Raw genomic sequence first — 16,950 nt, 5'->3', positions numbered from 1 at the left:
TATCGATCGGGCCGATGGACCGTTCAGGTCGGCATGGGCTCGCCGGCTTCATAGAGTACGAGGTTGCGCTCGCCTATGCCGAGCGCCGGCCAGCTCGCACGCCAGTCCGCAATGTGCGGCGAGGCGAAGTGCGCGTCGAGCGCTGCCCTGTCGCTCCAGACTTCCGTGACCCGGATGAGCCCGGCATCAAAAACATCCTGCGCATAGGAATATTGGATGCAGCCGACCTCGGCGCGGCTGCCTGAAACCATGCGTTCCATTGCGGGCTTGGCTTCCTCAAATTTGTTTGGCGGCAAGCGGATGGTGCCGATGATCAGAAGCATGGGTTTCCCTTTCCTGGCGAGGCTAGCCGACACGGCGACCTGCGCATGATCGTTCGAACTAGCCAGTCTCCCACCCTCGCGCAAGCTTGGCGGATTACCCTCACAGGGCTGTCGCGCGCTCGGCAGTCTATGGGGTTTGAGGACGATATGGCGATCAGCGAAAGCATTCAGCCCGGCGCGGCCGCCAAGAACGGCCGCGACGTCTTCTTCGCCATCGGCATCGTCATCATACTTGCCGTGCTGTTCCTGCCGATCCCGGCCTTTCTCATCGATGTCGGCCTCGCCTTTTCGATCGCGCTTTCGGTGCTGATCCTGATGGTGGCGCTGTGGATCCAGCGGCCGCTCGATTTTTCGTCTTTTCCAACCGTGCTGCTCATCGCCACCATGCTGCGGCTGTCGCTCAACATCGCCACCACGCGCATGATCCTGTCGCATGGCAATGAAGGGACGCATGCCGCCGGCTACGTCATCGCCGGCTTCTCCAAGTTGGTGATGGCCAGCGACTTCGTCATCGGCCTCATCGTCTTCATGATCCTGATCGTGGTGAACTTCATCGTCATCACCAAGGGCGCCACGCGTATCGCCGAAGTCGGCGCGCGCTTCACCCTCGACGCCATCCCTGGCAAGCAGATGTCGATCGACGCCGACCTGTCGGCCGGCATGATCGACGACAAGACCGCGCAGCTGCGCCGCCGTGAACTGGAAGAAGAAAGCTCCTTCTTCGGCTCGATGGACGGCGCCTCGAAGTTCGTGCGCGGCGACGCCATCGCCGGCCTCATCATCACCGCCATCAACATCGTCGGCGGCATCGCCATCGGCTACATCAGGCACGGCATGGGCATGGGCGAAGCCGCCGACGTGTTCATCAAGCTGTCGGTCGGCGACGGCCTCGTCACCCAGATCCCGGCACTGATCGTGTCGCTCGCCGCCGGCCTGCTCGTCTCCAAGGGCGGCACCCGCGGCTCGACCAACCAGGCGGTGTTCGGCCAGCTCGGCGCCCACCCGCGCGCCCTCTATGTCGCGGCATCGCTGCTGGTGCTGCTCGGCCTGATGCCCGGCCTGCCGCTGTTCCCGTTCTTTGCGCTCGCCGCCGGCATGGCCGGCCTCGGCTACGTCATCCCGATGCGCGCCAACCGGGTCCTCGCCGAAGCCGAGGCGATCAAGGACCAGGAAAAGGCGACCAAGGTCGAGGAAGAGAAGAACTCGGTCAAGGCTTCGCTCGCCACCGCCGAGATCGAACTCTTGATCGGCAAGCAGCTGTCGACAAGGCTGCTGACGTCGCATCAGGAACTGGTTTTCCGCATGGGCAAGATGCGCAAGAAATTTGCCACCCAGTACGGCTTCGTGGTGCCGGAAGTGCGTGTCGCCGACGATTTCGCCATCCCGCCGAAGAGCTACCAGATCAAGGTGCACGGCACCGTGGTGGCCGAATACCAGATGCGCGTCGGCGAGATCATGGTTCTGCTCGGCAATCGCGACATACCCGAGATACCGGGCGAGGAAATCCGCGAGCCGGCCTTCGGCATGCGCGCCTATTCCGTCGTCGAAGCCTTCGCCGAGGATCTGAAGCGCGAGAACTACACCTTCGCCGACAACATGTCGGTGCTGCTCACCCACCTCTCCGAGGTCATCCGCAACAACCTGCCGCAGCTTCTGTCCTACAAGGACATGAAGGCGCTGCTCGAACGCCAGGACCAGGAATACCGCAAGCTCGCCGACGAGATCTGCACCACGCACATCTCCTATCCCGGCCTGCAGGCGGTGCTGAAGCTGCTGCTCGCCGAGCGCGTCTCGATCCGCAACCTGCACCTGATCATCGAGGCGATCGCCGAGATCGCGCCGCATGTGCGCCGCACCGAGCAGATCGTCGAGCATGTCCGCATCCGCATGGCCCAGCAGATTTGCGGCGACCTGTCCGAGGGCGGCGTGCTGAAGGTGCTTCGCCTCGGCAACCGCTGGGACCTCGCCTTCCACCAGAGCCTCAAGCGCGACGCCAAGGGCGAGGTGCGCGAGTTCGACATCGACCCGCGCCAGCTCGAGGAGTTCGGCCAGGACGCCACCAAGGCGATCAAGAAATATCTGGAAGCCGGCGAACGTTTCGTCCTCGTCACCGCGCCCGACGCCCGCCCCTATGTGCGCATGATCATCGAGCGGCTGTTCACCACGCTGCCGGTGCTCAGCCACGTCGAAATCGCCAAGGGCGTCGAGATCAGGGTGCTCGGAACCATATCGTGAGCGTGCTGTCGCAAGGCGTCGTCATCGCGGCGTTCCTCGCCTTCTGCCGCATCGGCGCCTGTTTCATGCTGATGCCGGGCCTGTCCAGCGCCCGCGTCCCGGTCCAGGTCAGGTTGTTCGTGGCGGTCGCCGCCACCGGCGGCCTGCTCGCCTTCCTGTGGGACAAGATCTTTCCTTTCGTCGACCCGCGCCCGCAGATCCTTGTGCCGATGATCATCTCGGAACTTCTGGTCGGCGGCCTGATCGGCGCCATGACCAGGCTCTACATGGAAGCCCTGCGTTTCATGGGCTCGGCCATCGCCATGCTGGTCGGTTATGGCGGCACCGGCGGACCGGCGATCGAGGAGCCCGAACCCCAGGCAGCCCTTGCCGCCATCATCTCGTTCTCGGCGCTGTTGATGCTGTTCGTCTTCGATTTCGACCACGAGATAATACGCGCGCTGGTTTCCTCCTACACGGTCGCGCCGGTCAACATCTTCTTCAACCCGCAGGCAGCCCTCGTCGATGTCACCGACACGGTGTCGGACACCTTCTTCCTGGTCATCCGCCTCGGCAGCCCGTTCGTCGCCTATGCCATTCTCGTCAATCTGACGATCGGCTTCGTCAACAAGCTGACCCCGCAGATCCCGATCTATTTCATCTCCCAGCCCTTCATCATCGCCGGCGGCATGATCATCTTCTATTTCGCCGTCGGCACCATGCTGTCGCTGTTCGTCGACGGCTTCGTCGACCTGACGCTGGCGAGATGACCATGAGCACGCGCAAGGACCGCCTCAAGAAACTGGTCAAGGTGCAGGAACAGCTGAAGGCGCTGCACGAAACCCGCCACGCCACCTTCCTTGCCGCGGCCAGTGCCGCCGAGGCTGAAGCCAGGGAACTGGTCGGCCATTTCGACCAGCCCGATTCGCTTTCCGCCCTGTTCCCCGATCTCTACCACCGCCGCATCGCCCAAGCGGTCGTGCGCCAGGAGGCGAACCTGGCAAGCGCGAAGCAAGAAGCCGGCCTCATCGCCGCCGCGACCGCCCGCACCAACATGGTTGAGCGTGCCTACAAGGACGTGCGCAACCGCGACGAGCGCGAACGCTCCGACCGCGAGCGGCTCGACATCATCGCGCAGAAGCAGGGCGAGGAGTAAGCTGAGGGTGTTCCGCTATGGGCCAACGGTGAGCGTCATTGACCAGGTTGCGAATGGCGGCAATCTCGGTCTTAGGGGCGGGCATGGTGGCTTCCTGAGAGCGGACATTGCAGGCTGCACATCGAGGTCCTGCCGCGCCATGACCAGTCGATGCTTCGGTCTGGAAGCAGAGACGTTCATTGCACGGCGGCGGCTGCGGTGAAGATGTAGCCAACGCCATAGACGACCTTGATCGGCGCGGGCAAGCTGATGTGCTCCTCCAGTTTGCGGCGTAGCCGGCTGACGACTGCGTCGAGATGCCTGTTGTCGAAGTTCGACCTGGGACGGGCGACAAGCTCCACCAGATCCTCGCGCTGGCAGATTTCGCCGCTACGGTTGCAGAGCACGTTCATGAAGGCGAACTCGGCCGCCGTCAGTTTAAGCGAACGGTGATTGGGCGCGATCAGCATCCAGTTCGTGCCGTCCAGCACCCACCGATCGCTGCTGCCGTTGGCAGAGTCGGGCGGGGCTCCCGTCCGTCGCAGCAGGCTGCGAATTGCGGCGTCGATCTCGCGCAGCGTGCTGTGCTTGACCAGGTAGATGTCGGCGCCGCTCTCAAAGCCACGGATACGGTCGTCGCTGTCACCGAGCGCCGTCAGCATGATGATGCCGCAGGCATGTGATTTGCGGATTTCGGTTGCCAGATCGAACCCGTTCCCATCAGGCAGCCCGACATCGAGGATGATGACAGCGGGCGAGCTGCCGTTGGCCAGCGTCTGGCGCAATTCCCCTGCCGTGGCGACGCCTTCGGCCGTGAAGCCCGTCAGTTCCAGGAAATCCGCCAGATCCTTGCGCAGCCGGGGCTCGTCCTCGACGATCAGAATATGCGTCATGCGGTCAGTTCCTCGGGCGAAAGTCGATCCGTTGCCTCGCCTGCCAGAGGCAGGCTGACGATGGACGTAATGCCCTGGTCGTCGTTGGCGAGCAACTGCAGCTTGCCGCCGTGATAGGCCAGCAATTTGCGCGAAGAATAGAGGCCGAGACCGGTTCCGGTTCCCGCCATCGTATTGGAGGCCCGGAAAAAGCGCCTGCCGATCTTGTGAAGCTCGGCCTGTGGAATGCCGATGCCACGGTCACGCACCCGAATGACCGCACTTCGACCTTCGCTGCGCACATCGATATCCACTGGCTGGTCCTCCGACGAATATTTGAGCGCGTTGTCGATGAGGTTGATCAGGACGGTCGCCAGCATCTCGGGATCGGCGACAAGCGAAACGGCGTCGTCATCCGCCGTAAAGATCAGGCGCTCGCCGCGCCCGGTCATCCCGAAATGCAGCCGCACATCGGCAATAAGCAAACCGACACGTATCATCTCCGGCTGAAACCCGCTGTCGCGATCATTGGCCATGAAGCGGTCGATCAGGGAAAACAGGCGATCGAGCGCCTCGCCAATGCCGGCAATCCGTTCTCGTGTCGCTTCGGGCGACTTGTGGCCGACAAGGCCGATCATGTCGGCCGCGTTGCGGATGATGGCGAGCGGGGTGCGAAACTCGTGGCTGACGACGCGCATGAAGTCCGCCTGCTCGTCGCGAAGCACACGTTCGGCCGCCAGGCTCGCGTTCAACCGGCTTTCCAGCCGTCGTCGTTCCCGTACCTCCCGCGACAGGGCGATATTTTTCTCCAGCAGCGCAGAGGACAGCCGCGAACTGACCATGAACAGCAGGCAGCCGAAAAAGGCGATCAGGAACAGCGCGCCCTGCAGCAGATACCAAGCGTTGCGGTCGGCCAGAACTGAGGCGCCTTGAAAATCGACCGGCAGCCGGTATTCGATGATGCTCTGGAGAACGCTAGCCGCGATATACTCGGCAAGCACACCGATCGTGATCCAGCGCAGGAGGGTTGGTTGCGTCCGGTCCCGCATCAGCCCAAGACACATCACCGACATCATCACGACCGTAAAGAAGGTCGATGCGTGAATGCGTATGATCCAGGTATAGCGTGGCTGTCCCAGAAAGCGCGCCAGACCCTCGGCCAGCAACACCAGGCCTAGCTTGATGATCGTGTTGTGGAGCACGATGGCCCAGGCCGCCGGCTGCTCCCCACGCAGGAGAATCAGCAGCACCCCCGCCGCGATAGCGACGAAGCCGGCCGCAAGAAACTTCAACTCATAGAGGCGGCGCCACGCCAGCCACACAAACAACCAGGTGACGGCCTGCAGGCTTGCGGTTGCAAACGTAACAACCAGAACGGTCTTCAGATCAAGCATGGTCGAGTATTCGCACGGGGTTCCCCTGCCGCACCCCCCGATGCGCCAAATGTTGAATCTCGCAGGAGTTGTGCGGGGAGGCAAGCGCGATCCGCCCGTGCAAGAATTGGTCAGAATTCAATAGAATTGATCGGTGGAATTGTCGGGAGAGGACGTTTTATCATCGGCCGCGATCGTCTTGGTGGTTTCGCCGGGCGGATTGTGAGGAAGCAGTCGGGCGATGTGCGTGGCGGACGCACGCGACCCGACGCAGCGGCAAGCGATGATTTTCGCGGGACGCTCGGCGATCGGGCCGGCCGCGGAATCGTTGCTTGCGGCACACGGGGGGAATTCCATGACAATTCGCGATCGTCGCTCGCTCATACGCCCGCTTGTACTTTTGTGCTCCACGGCGCTCGCGGGGTCGTTGCTGCTGCCAGTCATCCTGACGGCGCCGGCGCATGCACAGGCTCTTTATGGTGCGACCGGAGGCAGGGGCGGTGATGGTGACGTAGACAGCAACGGCGGCGATGGTGGCGATGCAGGTGACGCCGGCGTCGCGGGCAACGGTCCGGATGCAGGGACCGGTGGGGCGGCCGGCACGCAGGCCATTCCAGACGGTGGAAATGGTGACAACGGCGGCTCCGGTGGCGGTGGTGGTGGCGGTGGTGGTGGCGGCGGTGGTTACAGCAATATCATTGCTGGCGACATTTCCGCGCCCCTCAATGGTGGCAATGGAGGCTATGGCGGCGGCTTTTTGGACGGAGGCTATGGCGGCGGCGGCGCTGGTGGCGATGGCGTGCGTAATGAAGAGGTGAACCCGGCAATTTCCGTGACGGCTGATGTTCATGGCGGCGATGGCGGCGATGGCAATGGCAATGGCCCGTTTGCCGGCGGCGGCGGCGGCGGCGGCGGGGGCGGGGGCGCCGGCATGATGCTTCTGAACAACGGCGCCATCACTGTTGAAAGCTCGGCCACCGTTGCTGGCGGAAACGGTGGCAATCCTGGCGCCAATTTCGGCGGTGGTGGTGGTGCGGGCATTGTTTTGAACGCCGGCGGCGACTTGACCAACCATGGCGATGTCCTCGGTGGCACGGGCGGGGCTTTAGCCACCGGAGGAACAGCCATTGTGATGGGAGATTCTGGCAGCATCGTCAACGACGGTCGCATTACCGGTGGCCGCGCCGGGGTTTCTGCATCCGCCGGTGCAGCGATCGACCTCAGAAATGGTGGGACGGTTTTTAACAGCGGAGTGATCATTGGCGGCGAGGGCAACGGTGGCCATGCCGGCGGCTCTAACGGCCCTGCTGGCGGAACCGGCAGTGGCGGCGCCGCCGGCTATATTCCCCTGACGCCCAGCAATGGAAACGGTGGTACCGGCATCGTTGGGGCCAATTTGGCGGTGCTTAACGTTGGGGAGATTACTGGGGGAGATTCTTTCTTTGGCCGGGCTAACGCCATCACCTTCACCGGCGGCGTCAACACGCTTTCCCTGCGAAACGGCTCGATTATCACCGGCAATGTCGTGGTGGAGAGTGGCGCGACCGGCTCATTGATGCTCGGGGACTATGACACGCTGCCTTCCACACCGGCCTTCGATGTCTCGAAGCTCGTGAATACGGCCACGGTAGGCGCGAGTGACGAGTTCGTCGGCTTCACGAGCTTTAACAAGGCCGGGACGAATACCGTGACCCTGACCGGCACGGGTGCGCAGGACTGGACCATCGATCAAGGCACCTTGGTCGGCGACACCAACAGCTTCGGCGGCAATCTCACCTTCTCAGGCGTGAACACCGGCGCCGTCGTCTTCGACCAGGCGAGCGACGGTACCTATGCCGGGACCATTACCGGCCCCGGCCATTTCGGCAAGGCCGGCGCAGGTACGCTGACGCTGTCAGGCGACGCTTCCGACCTCGCGGGCAACCTGGGCGTCATGGGGGGCACGCTCGACATCGACACACAGCTCACCTCTTTTACCGGGATCATTGCTACTGACGGAACTGATCCGGACGAGTGGGCAACCGCAAGAGTTTCAGGGTCGGCCACCTGGACTGCCGACGTCCTTAGGGTCGGGGATTCCAATGGGGATTCCAAAGGGAAAGGGAGCTTGATCGTCGAGAATGGCGGTCAGGTTTTCAACGATTCGGGAGTTGTGGCGTATGGCGCGGGCAGCACTGGCTCCGCGGTGATTTCCGGAAATGATTCGGGTTGGACACTCGTTGATGCCATCGCAGTTGGTCTCTTTGGCAATGGATCGCTCAGCATTGAAAATGGCGGGCAGGTTTCCAGCGGCAACAACGCCATTGTTGGTTGGGATGCTCAAGCCACCGGAATTGTGAATATTACGGGCCCCGGGTCGGTTTGGACAGGCGACTCCATCATTGCCGTTGGCGTCTTGGGCAAGGGCACGCTGACTCTGTCGGAGGGCGGGCAGGTTTCGCTTGCCGGGGGTCCTGCTATCGTTGGGTTGGCGGCCCAGCCAGGATCATTCGGAACGCTCAACATCGGTGCGGCAAGTGGGGAAGTGGCGAAGGCCGCCGGCACGGTTGATGCGGCATCGATAGCTTTTGGCGCTGGCACAGGCACGGTTGTGTTCAATCATCTGGGAAATCCCGATGGGTCCGATCTGATTTTCAGCCCTTCCCTGACCGGCTTGGGGACCATCCTCCATGAAAGCGGCACGACCGTTTTGGCCGCGGACAGTTCCAGCTTCACCGGTGCCACCACTGTTGCAGGCGGCACGCTTCTTGTCGGGAACCATGCCAGTGCCGGCTTCCTCGGTGGCACGATCAATGTCGAGGACGGCGCCACGCTCGGTGGCTCGGGCACGGTGGGCACGACGACGGTTGCCGATGGCGGGCATATCGCGCCAGGCAATTCGGTGGGTACGCTGACGGTTGCCGGAAATCTGGGCCTCTCTTCAGGGTCGATTCTCGATTACGAATTCGGCAATCCAGGCGGTTCAACCGGCTCTCCGGGGATAAGCGACCGCATCGGGGTGAGTGGCAATCTGACGCTCGACGGTACGCTCAATCTTGCGCAGAGCGGCGACGTGGGCGATGGCACGGCGGGCCTCGGCTATTACCGGCTGATGACCTATGGCGGCAGCCTTACCGACAACGGCCTGGAGATCGGCACGAAGCCGCCGCTCTCCGATCCGGCCGGCTATGAGATCCAGGCGGGCGGCGGCAATGTCGACCTCTTCATCGGAGCGGCCGGCGACGACACGCTGCAGCACTGGCAAGGCGGCGACGGGACCTGGAACACCACGAACGAAAAATGGCTGAACCAGGGCGGCGATACTCTCGTCTCCTGGGCAGGAAACCATGCGGTGTTCAAGAACGAACCGGGCGGCTTCGACGGCGGCACGATCGCCGTCGAAGGAGCGCAAAGCTTCAAGGGCCTGCAATTCGTCGACAGCGGCTACCGCCTGGAAGGTTCCGGCACGCTCGCGATAGATGGTTCCGACAGCGCCGATGGCAATGCCGAGATCCGCGTGCTGGCCGGCACGGCAGCCACCATCGCGACGACGATTACCGGCGCGGGCGGGTTCAGCAAGACGGAAGGCGGCACGCTCGTCCTGGAAGGCAGCAACAGCTATCAGGGCGGCACGCGGCTTCTGGGCGGGACTATTTCCGTTTCTTCCGATGCCAATCTCGGCGCTGCAAGCGGTGCCCTGACATTCAACGGCGGCACGCTGCGGAACACGGCGGCCTTCACGACCGCGCGCAATGTCGATCTCGGCGCGGCCGGCGGCACGTTCCGGACGGATGGCAATCTGACGGCGAACGGCGTCATCTCCGGGACCGGCGCGCTCACCAAGACCGGGGCCGGCGGGCTGGTGCTTTCGAGCGCCAACAGCTACGCCGGTGGGACGACGGTTTCGGCAGGATTCATCACCGCGGCGACGACAGGCGCGCTGGGCAGCGGACCGGTGAATGTCAAGGCCGGTGACCTCCGCTTCATCAATGATGCAAGCGCCGAGAGCCTCGACATCGTCATGGAAATGAACGCAACGATGCGCTTCGATGGCAGTGCGTCGGCGGGAACGGCGACGATCGTCACTACCCAAAGCCGCATCAACTTCAACGACGAAACATCGGCCGGTGCGGCTTCGATCACCGGCAATGGTAGCAGGACGTCCTTCAACGGCAATTCGAGCGCCGCCAATGCCACGATTGGCGTTACAATCCAAGGAACGCTCGACTTCTACGACACCGCGTCTGCCGGCAGCGCCGCCATCACCAACAAGGGCGGCTTCGTTGGCTTCCATGGCGCCAACACCGCGGATGGGGCCGCGATCATCAACGATACGGGGGGAAAGGTCGACATCTCCGAAATGACGTCGGACGGTATCGCGATTGGCTCGCTTTCGGGCGATGGTCTCGTCTTTCTCGGCTCGAAGTCGCTGACGCTTGGCGGATTGGATAAGAACGACACCATCGGCGGCGCCATCCAGGATGGCAGCACTGGCATCGGAGGGAGCCTCGTCAAGACCGGCGCCGGCACGCTGACGCTGAACGGCGTCAGCACCTATACCGGTCTGACCACCATCGGCGGCGGCAAGCTCGTTGTCGGCGACGGCAGCCATTCCGGGGCAAGCATTGCTGGCGCCATTGCGGTTGCAGCCGGCGGCACGCTCGGCGGTTCGGGAACGGTGGGTACGACCACGATCGCTTCTGGCGGCACGATTACGCCGGGCAATTCGATCGGCACGCTGAATGTGTCAGGCGATTACACGCAGGAGATAGGCTCGACCTACGAAGTCGAGATCAATCCGGCCGGCAATTCCGACCTGATCGACGTGACGGGCAAAGCCACCATCCAGGGTGGCACCGTCTTCGCGCTCAAGGCGCCGGGCGGCTACAGTGCCGGAACCCGCTACACGATCCTGAGCGCGGATCAAGGCGTGACCGGCACCTATGATGCGTTCGACCAGAACGCCCCGTTTGTCGACCTGGCACTCGCCTATGACGCCAGTAATATCTATCTCGACGTTGCCCGCAATGACGTGTCGTTCTGCGAGGTGGCCGGCACCCGCAACCAGTGTGCCACCGCCAATGGCGCCGAAAGCGCCGGGCCGGGCAACCCGATCTACGATGCAATCGCCGGCCTGCCGGACGACGAAACCGCACGCGAAGCCTTCGATGCGTTATCTGGCGAGATCCATGCGTCCGCCAAATCGGCGCTGATCGAGGACAGCCATTTTGTCCGCGATGCCATCAATGACCGCCTGCGCGCGGCCTTCGAGGGGGTAGGTATCCCGGCAACGCCGGTGCTGGCCTATGGCGAAGGCGGTCCGATGCTGGCGCCTGCCACCACCGATCGCTTTGCCGCCTGGGGCACGGCTTTCGGGTCATGGGGCACCTTCGACGGCGACGGCAATGCCGCGGGCCTCGATACCTCCACCGGCGGCTTTCTTACCGGCGTCGACGGCCTTGTCGCGGAGGATGTGCGGCTTGGCATCATGACTGGCTACAGCCACACGAGCTTCGATGCCGACGGCCGATCCTCGTCAGGCTCGAGCGACAATTATCATCTCGGCCTTTATGGTGGCACGCAGCGGGGCGCTCTCGCCTTCCGCTCCGGGCTTGCCTATACGTGGCACGACATGAAGACATCGCGCTCGGTGGCCATGCCCGGCTTTGCCGACAGCCTGAGCGGCGACTACAACGCTGGCACCTTCCAGGCGTTCGGGGAACTCGGCTATCGCATCGATACGCCAGTCGCGGCCTTCGAGCCTTTTGCCAACCTCGCTTATGTCAACCTGCATACGGACGGCTTCACGGAAAAGGGCGGTGCGGCGGCATTGACCAGTGCAAGCCAGACCACCGACGCCACCTTCACCACGCTTGGTCTCAGAGCCTCCGCCGGCTTCACGCTCGGCGCCATCAATGCCACAGCGCGCGGCATGCTGGGCTGGCGCCATGCCTATGGCGACGTCATACCGACCAGCACACATGCCTTCTCTGCCGGTGATGCCTTCACGATCGCTGGCGTGCCGATCGCCAAGGACAGTGCCGCCATCGAAGCGGGGTTCGATCTCAACCTGACCGATGCCGCAACCCTCAGCGTCGCCTACCAGGGTCAGTTCGGCTCCGGCGTCCAGCAGAACGGCTTCAATGCAAAACTCAACGTGGAATTCTAATCAAGCGGGAAGGATCGTTCCGGAATGACTGCCCCTGACGGAAAAGGGGCTATTCAATCCGCTTGTCGCATCGCCCAGGCGGTCGTACGCCAGGAAGCGAACCTCGCGAGCGCCTGGCAGGAAGCCAGCCTTATCGCCGCCGGTCGGAGCGAGCCTACAAGGACGTGCGCAACCGTGATGAAGGCGAACGCTGCGACCGCAGGTGCCGGACTTGATCGCGCAGAAGCGGACGCAGGAGCAGCTGGGAGGATTGTGTGGCGCGAAGCGGACCCTCCCAAGGTTCGGCTTTCCCCTAAACGCTTTACAGCCCGGTTTGGTAGCGCTACCGTTTCGGCCTAGCGTGAGCCTGGGAGGAGCCAGGGCTGTCGCTAGCGGAAGCGTTGTTCCTTCGACGACGTCGCGGGAATTTGTTGGGAGGATCGATGGCGTCTGTCGCAATTGGCGAAGTCTACAAATCATTCGGCGCTGTCGAGATCCTGCACGGGGTCAGCGTGAACATCGAGGACGGCGAGTTCGTCACTCTGGTCGGACCATCGGGCTGCGGAAAATCAACCCTTCTCAGAATGATCGCCGGCCTGGAAAAGATTTCACGCGGCCAGATCGCGATTGGCGAACGGGTCGTCAACAACGTTGCGCCCAAGGAGCGCGACGTCGCCATGGTCTTCCAGAACTATGCGCTCTACCCACACATGACCGTTGCCGAGAACATGGCGTTCTCGCTGATGCTCAAAGGAGTTTCCAAGCCGGAGAGCGATGCAGGCGTGCGCCGCGCGGCCGAAATCCTTGGGCTGGTGCCGTTGCTGGCGCGCTATCCTCGGCAGCTTTCCGGCGGCCAGCGCCAGCGCGTCGCCATGGGCCGCGCGATCGTGCGTGATCCGGCGGTCTTTCTCTTCGACGAACCGCTGTCCAATCTCGACGCCAAACTCAGGGTGCAGATGCGCGCCGAGATCAAGGAACTGCACCAGCGCCTCAAGACCACGACAGTCTACGTCACGCACGACCAGATCGAGGCCATGACCATGGCTGACAAGATCGTGGTCATGCATGACGGCAACGTCGAGCAGATAGGGCCGCCGCTGGAACTCTATGACCGGCCGAACAATCTTTTTGTCGCCAGCTTCATCGGCTCGCCGGCCATGAATTTGCTGAGGGGCGAGATCGCTATTGACGGCTCACCCTCGTTCCGCGGCGCCGGGGGGATTTCAGTCCCGTTGGCCTCGGCACTTTCCATCCCCAATGGCGAGCCTGTGGTGCTGGGAATAAGGCCCGAGCATTTGCGGCTGTCCGACGACCAGGGCATTCCGGTCACCGTCGCGGTGGTTGAACCAACCGGGTCCGAAGTGCAGCTCATCGGCCGGACAGCCGGCGGCGAAGAGATCGTCGCGAATTTCCGGGAACGACATTCCTTCACGCCGGGCGAAACCATCCGGCTTACGGCCGAGCCCGGCCTCATCCATCTCTTTCACGGAGAAACCGGACAGAGGTTCCAAACACGTACCGATCAGTAGGACCACAGGCAAGGACAACAAGCAGGAGGAAACGAGCATGAAGTTCACCAGACGTGACGTGATCCGCACCACCGCCGGCGCGGCGGCAGGTGCCTTGGGAAGTCGGTTCATCAGCTCTCCGGCCCTTGCCCAGGACGGACCGAAATACAAACCCGAGGATGGCGCCAAGCTTAGGCTGCTGCGCTGGTCGCCCTTCGTCCAGGGCGACGAGGACCAATGGCTGGCCAACACCAAGCGCTTCACCGAAGCGACCGGTGTCGCGGTCCGCGTCGACAAGGAAAGTTGGGAAGACATTCGCCCCAAGGCGGCGGTCGCGGCAAATGTCGGCTCCGGCCCCGACCTGATGTTCGTCTGGTTCGATGACCCGCACCAATATCCCGACAAGCTGCACGACGTGAGCGAACTGGGCGAGTATCTCGGCTCGAAATACGGCGGCTGGCATGATGGACCAAAGCAATATGCGACCCGGGAAGGCAAATTCATCGGCCTGCCACTGGCCACGATCGGAAATGCCATCGTCTATCGGGAAAGCTGGGTGAAAGAGGCCGGCTTTTCGGAGTTTCCCAAGGACACGAAAGGCTTCCTGGAACTTTGCAAGGCCTTGCAGGCGAAGGGCCATCCGGCCGGCTTCACGCATGGCCATGGCGTCGGCGACGGCAACAACTATGCTCATTGGCTGCTGTGGAGCCATGGCGGCCAGATGGTCGACGAGAGCGGCAAGGTAACGATCAACAGCCCCGAGACCCTCAAGGCGATCGAATACGCGCAGGAACTCTACAAGACCTTCATTCCAGGCACCGAAAGCTGGCTCGACGTCAACAACAACCGCGCTTTCCTGGCCGGCGAACTGGCTGTCATCGCCAACGGCATCTCGGCCTACAACACCGCCAAAATCAATAAGGACAATGATCCGAAGCTGGCTGAAATCGCCAAGGACATACGCACCACCAACCTGCCCATCGGTCCTGTCGGCAAATCCGTCGAATTGTTCCAGGTGACCACGGCTGTCATCTTCAATTACACGCCCTACCCCAACGCGGCCAAGGCGTATTTGCAGTTCATGTTCGAGGAACCGCAAATGAAGGACTGGATCACCTCCTCGGCCGGATATTGCTGCCAGACCCTGAAGGCATTCGACAACAACCCGGTATGGACTGCCGATCCCAACAACGCCGCTTACGCCAAGGCTTCGGCTACTCTGCGGCCTAACGGCTATGCCGGGCCGCTCGGCTATGCTTCGGCGGCAACCATGGCCGACTACGTGCTGGTCGATATGTTCGCCAAAGCGGTGACCGGCCAGGCGACGCCGCAAGAGGCAATGGAAGAGGCCGAGAAGCGGGCAAATCGCTATTATCGCGTTTGAGCCGGCTCAGCCGGGCAGCGCGGCTGCCCGGCTGGCTTCGGATTGCATCGTGGCCGATCCGGCCGATCAATGAGACCTCAGCAGGAGCCGACCCATGGCCGTGCCGTCAGCTGCTATCCAGCCGCGATCTTCGATCTTCTCACGGATTCTATCGCGCTGGAGCGAAAGCCGGAACGCACTTGGCTTCGGCTTCATGCTTCCGGCGGCTGCACTGCTGCTTGTCTTCCTGACCTATCCGCTGGGGCTCGGTGTCTGGCTCGGCTTCACCGATGCCCGCATCGGCCGCCCCGGCATCTTCGTCGGCATCGAAAACTATGAATATCTGTGGAGCGACGCCGTCTTCTGGCTCTCCGTCTTCAACACCTTGCTCTACACGATCAGCGCTTCGATCCTGAAATTCGCGCTCGGCCTCTGGCTGGCGCTCCTCCTCAACCAGAACCTTCCCTTCAAATCGTTCTTCCGCGCGATTGTCCTGCTGCCGTGGGTGGTGCCGACGGTGCTCTCGGCCATCGCCTTCTGGTGGATCTACGATTCGCAGTTCTCCATCCTCTCCTGGGCGCTGCAGCAGATGGGACTGATCGACCACCGCATCAATTTCCTTGGCGATCCGGAGAACGCACGCGCCTCGGTGATCGCCGCCAATGTCTGGCGCGGCATTCCTTTCGTGGCCATCACGCTGCTGGCCGGCCTGCAGACGATTCCCCAATCGCTTTACGAGGCCGCGACGCTCGACGGCGCCAGCCGTTGGCAGTTGTTCCGCTATGTGACGCTGCCGTTGCTGACGCCGATCATCGCCATCACCATGACCTTTTCGGTCCTGTTCACCTTCACCGATTTCCAGCTGATCTATGTGCTGACTCGCGGCGGGCCGGTGAATGCCACCCATCTGATGGCGACGCTCTCGTTCCAGCGCGGCATTTCCGGCGGCCAGCTTGGCGAGGGAGCCGCGATCGCGGTGGCGATGATCCCGTTCCTGCTTGCGGCGATCCTTTTCAGCTATTTCGGGCTGCAACGTCGTAAATGGCAGCAGGGCGGTGGAGACTGACATGGCCGCGATCGAAACGAGCAACCGTCCGAACACGGATGAAGGCGGCATGGGCTATCTCCAGAGCCTGCCCCGGCGCGTGGTGACCGTTTATCTGCCGCTCCTGATCTTCGTCATCGTGTTGCTGTTCCCGTTCTACTGGATGACGATCACGGCGGTGAAACCCAATCTCGAGATGACGGATTATGCCAATTTCAACCCGTTCTGGGTCGTCCATCCGACGCTCGAGCATATTCGGTATCTGCTCTTCGAGACGTCCTATCCGGGTTGGCTCCTCAACACGATCATCATCTCGACCGCCTCAACTTTCCTGTCGCTGCTGGCGGCGGTGTTCGCTGCCTATGCGATCGAGCGCTTGCGGTTTTCCGGGGCGCGGCAGGTCGGCTTGGCGATCTTCCTGGCCTATCTCGTGCCGCCCTCGATTCTGTTCATTCCACTGTCGGTAATGGTGTTCAACCTCGGCCTTTACGATACGCCGTTCGCACTGATCCTCACCTATCCGACGTTCCTCATTCCATTCTGCACGTGGCTCTTGATGGGCTACTTCCGCTCGATACCCTTCGAACTGGAAGAATGCGCGCTGATCGATGGAGCGAGCCGCTGGCAAATCCTGACCAAGATAGTTCTGCCGCTGTCGGTGCCCGGCCTGATCTCCGCCGGCATCTTCGCCTTCACCCTGTCATGGAACGAATTCATCTACGCCTTGACCTTTATCCAGTCGTCCGAAAACAAGACCGTGCCGGTCGGCGTGCTTACCGAACTCGTACGTTCGGACGTCTATGAATGGGGAGCCCTGATGGCAGGCGCGCTGATCGGCTCCCTGCCGGTGGTGGTGCTCTATTCATTCTTTGTCGAGCACTACGTCTCCTCGATGACGGGGGCGGTCAAGGAGTGAGGCTGAGGCGCAAATCCCACCCTCGGCCGGCAGCTTCGATCCGATCCCCCGCACTCCGCTCCCTCTCCTTCCCG

Annotated in this window: 12 protein-coding genes; 8 read left to right on the top strand and 4 right to left on the bottom strand. The window is 62.5% G+C overall.

The features are described from left to right. Positions 1 to 23: 23 nt before the first annotated feature. Positions 24 to 323 (bottom strand): putative quinol monooxygenase, encoded by a 300-nt coding sequence (locus tag A9K65_RS10070; protein WP_063168928.1) that lies wholly within the window; start codon positions 321 to 323, stop codon positions 24 to 26. 147 nt (positions 324 to 470) lie between these two features. On the opposite strand from A9K65_RS10070, the gene flhA reads away from it, so the two are divergent. From flhA to A9K65_RS10055, 3 genes are read left to right on the top strand one after another with little or no spacing between them, the layout of a single operon-like run. Further along, on the top strand, positions 471 to 2,558 hold the full coding sequence (gene flhA, locus A9K65_RS10065; protein WP_063168929.1) for a flagellar biosynthesis protein FlhA: 2,088 nt from the start codon (positions 471 to 473) through the stop codon (positions 2,556 to 2,558). Then, complete coding sequence (gene fliR, locus A9K65_RS10060; RefSeq protein ID WP_013529768.1) at positions 2,555 to 3,307, top strand: flagellar biosynthetic protein FliR; 753 nt, start codon at positions 2,555 to 2,557, stop codon at positions 3,305 to 3,307. The genes flhA and fliR overlap by 4 nt, the downstream gene beginning before the upstream one ends. A 2-nt stretch (positions 3,308 to 3,309) precedes the next feature. Then, positions 3,310 to 3,693 (top strand): hypothetical protein, encoded by a 384-nt coding sequence (locus tag A9K65_RS10055; protein WP_013529767.1) that lies wholly within the window; start codon positions 3,310 to 3,312, stop codon positions 3,691 to 3,693. Positions 3,694 to 3,869: 176 nt separating this feature from the next. Here the strand turns inward: A9K65_RS10055 and A9K65_RS10050 are convergent, their stop codons facing one another. The 3 genes from A9K65_RS10050 to A9K65_RS35620 all read right to left on the bottom strand — a co-directional run bounded on the left by A9K65_RS10050 (position 3,870) and on the right by A9K65_RS35620 (position 6,992). Then, positions 3,870 to 4,565 (bottom strand): response regulator transcription factor, encoded by a 696-nt coding sequence (locus tag A9K65_RS10050; RefSeq protein WP_013529766.1) that lies wholly within the window; start codon positions 4,563 to 4,565, stop codon positions 3,870 to 3,872. Then, a complete protein-coding gene (locus A9K65_RS10045) occupies positions 4,562 to 5,938 on the bottom strand; it encodes a HAMP domain-containing sensor histidine kinase (RefSeq protein ID WP_064995635.1) in 1,377 nt (458 codons plus the stop codon). Before A9K65_RS10045 ends, A9K65_RS10050 begins: the two co-directional genes overlap by 4 nt. A 160-nt stretch (positions 5,939 to 6,098) precedes the next feature. Next, a complete protein-coding gene (locus A9K65_RS35620) occupies positions 6,099 to 6,992 on the bottom strand; it encodes a hypothetical protein (RefSeq protein WP_198327577.1) in 894 nt (297 codons plus the stop codon). Positions 6,993 to 7,049: 57 nt separating this feature from the next. Between A9K65_RS35620 and A9K65_RS10040 the strand changes: the two genes are divergently transcribed. The 5 genes from A9K65_RS10040 to A9K65_RS10020 all read left to right on the top strand — a co-directional run bounded on the left by A9K65_RS10040 (position 7,050) and on the right by A9K65_RS10020 (position 16,876). Further along, the gene (locus A9K65_RS10040; protein WP_198327575.1) at positions 7,050 to 12,065 is read left to right on the top strand and encodes an autotransporter domain-containing protein; all 5,016 of its coding nucleotides are present in this window, start codon (positions 7,050 to 7,052) and stop codon (positions 12,063 to 12,065) included. A 422-nt stretch (positions 12,066 to 12,487) separates the two neighbouring features. Further along, positions 12,488 to 13,573, top strand: coding sequence for a sn-glycerol-3-phosphate ABC transporter ATP-binding protein UgpC (gene ugpC, locus A9K65_RS10035; protein ID WP_064995632.1), 1,086 nt, complete (start codon positions 12,488 to 12,490; stop codon positions 13,571 to 13,573). 37 nt (positions 13,574 to 13,610) lie between these two features. Then, positions 13,611 to 14,936: an ABC transporter substrate-binding protein gene (locus A9K65_RS10030; RefSeq protein WP_013529762.1), complete on the top strand. Its 1,326-nt coding sequence runs from the start codon at positions 13,611 to 13,613 to the stop codon at positions 14,934 to 14,936. 94 nt (positions 14,937 to 15,030) lie between these two features. Next, positions 15,031 to 15,981, top strand: coding sequence for a sugar ABC transporter permease (locus A9K65_RS10025; RefSeq protein ID WP_063173028.1), 951 nt, complete (start codon positions 15,031 to 15,033; stop codon positions 15,979 to 15,981). 1 nt (position 15,982) lies between these two features. Further along, positions 15,983 to 16,876 carry a carbohydrate ABC transporter permease gene (locus A9K65_RS10020; RefSeq protein ID WP_024502709.1) on the top strand — a complete coding sequence of 298 codons (894 nt, stop codon included), beginning with the start codon at positions 15,983 to 15,985 and terminating at the stop codon, positions 16,874 to 16,876. Positions 16,877 to 16,950: the final 74 nt, after the last annotated feature.

The organism is Mesorhizobium sp. WSM1497 (genome assembly GCF_001672455.2).
Lineage (GTDB): Bacteria > Pseudomonadota > Alphaproteobacteria > Rhizobiales > Rhizobiaceae > Mesorhizobium > Mesorhizobium ciceri.
Note: the sequence above shows the minus strand (reverse complement) of the source record. Positions and strands in the feature narration are given on the sequence as shown.

Excerpts from the sequence above, each read along its gene's own strand:
- A9K65_RS10070 (WP_063168928.1), bottom strand. The coding sequence starts at position 323 with ATGCTTCTGATCATCGGCACCATCCGCTTGCCGCCAAACAAATTTGAG.
- flhA (WP_063168929.1), top strand. The coding sequence starts at position 471 with ATGGCGATCAGCGAAAGCATTCAGCCCGGCGCGGCCGCCAAGAACGGC.
- A9K65_RS10055 (WP_013529767.1), top strand. The coding sequence starts at position 3,310 with ATGAGCACGCGCAAGGACCGCCTCAAGAAACTGGTCAAGGTGCAGGAA.
- A9K65_RS10050 (WP_013529766.1), bottom strand. The coding sequence starts at position 4,565 with ATGACGCATATTCTGATCGTCGAGGACGAGCCCCGGCTGCGCAAGGAT.
- A9K65_RS10045 (WP_064995635.1), bottom strand. The coding sequence starts at position 5,938 with ATGCTTGATCTGAAGACCGTTCTGGTTGTTACGTTTGCAACCGCAAGC.
- A9K65_RS35620 (WP_198327577.1), bottom strand. The coding sequence starts at position 6,992 with ATGGTTGGTCAAGTCGCCGCCGGCGTTCAAAACAATGCCCGCACCACC.
- A9K65_RS10040 (WP_198327575.1), top strand. The coding sequence starts at position 7,050 with ATGGGAGATTCTGGCAGCATCGTCAACGACGGTCGCATTACCGGTGGC.
- ugpC (WP_064995632.1), top strand. The coding sequence starts at position 12,488 with ATGGCGTCTGTCGCAATTGGCGAAGTCTACAAATCATTCGGCGCTGTC.
- A9K65_RS10030 (WP_013529762.1), top strand. The coding sequence starts at position 13,611 with ATGAAGTTCACCAGACGTGACGTGATCCGCACCACCGCCGGCGCGGCG.
- A9K65_RS10025 (WP_063173028.1), top strand. The coding sequence starts at position 15,031 with ATGGCCGTGCCGTCAGCTGCTATCCAGCCGCGATCTTCGATCTTCTCA.
- A9K65_RS10020 (WP_024502709.1), top strand. The coding sequence starts at position 15,983 with ATGGCCGCGATCGAAACGAGCAACCGTCCGAACACGGATGAAGGCGGC.